Annotated in this window: 1 pseudogene; it reads right to left on the bottom strand. The window is 64.3% G+C overall.

Features of this window, described 5'->3' with window-relative positions:
* Positions 1-627 (bottom strand): annotated as a pseudogene (locus ACDP63_RS25115) (transposase); the annotation flags it as partial.
* Position 628: the final 1 nt, after the last annotated feature.

Genomic DNA, 628 nt, shown 5'->3' with positions numbered 1-628 from the left:
GCCCGCAATCGAACTGGTCATGGACGAAATCCAGCGACCAGCGTGCATTGGGCCGCGCCTCGACCAGGATAGGGGCCCGTGTTCCGACCGCCTTGCGCCGCGCCTTCCGCTTGCGCACCGTCAGCCCTTCTTCGCGGTAGAGCCGATAGATCCGATTGATCCCCGAGGGCTCGCCCTCGCGGCGCAGCAATACGAACAAGCGCCGGTAACCGAACCGCCGGCGCTCGTTGGCCAAGTCCCGCAACCGACCGCGTAACGCCGTATCCGGCGCGCGTCGGGATCGATAGCGGATCATCATTCGATCCGCGCCGACGATGTGACAGGCCCGCCGTTCCGAGAGGCCATGCTCGGCCCGAAGATACGCAACGGCTTCACGCTTCACGGCGGGCCCTACCACTTTTTTGCAACCAGGTCCTTCATCGCCGCCAGATCCAGCATCTGCTCGGCCAGCAGCTTCTTCAGCTTGGCGTTCTCATCCTCGAGCCCCTTCAGCCGCTTCGCCTCCGACACCGTCATGCCGCCGAACTTGGCCTTCCAGTTGTAGAAGGTGCCTTCCGACATGCCGTGCTTGCGGCACAGGTCAGCGCACTTCGCGCCTGCCTCATGCTCTGCCAGGATGCCGATGATC

It is taken from the genome of Paracoccus sp. P2 (assembly GCF_046335115.1).
Taxonomy (GTDB): Bacteria; Pseudomonadota; Alphaproteobacteria; order Rhodobacterales; family Rhodobacteraceae; genus Paracoccus; species Paracoccus pantotrophus.
This window is presented reverse-complemented; position numbering and strand designations above follow the sequence as displayed.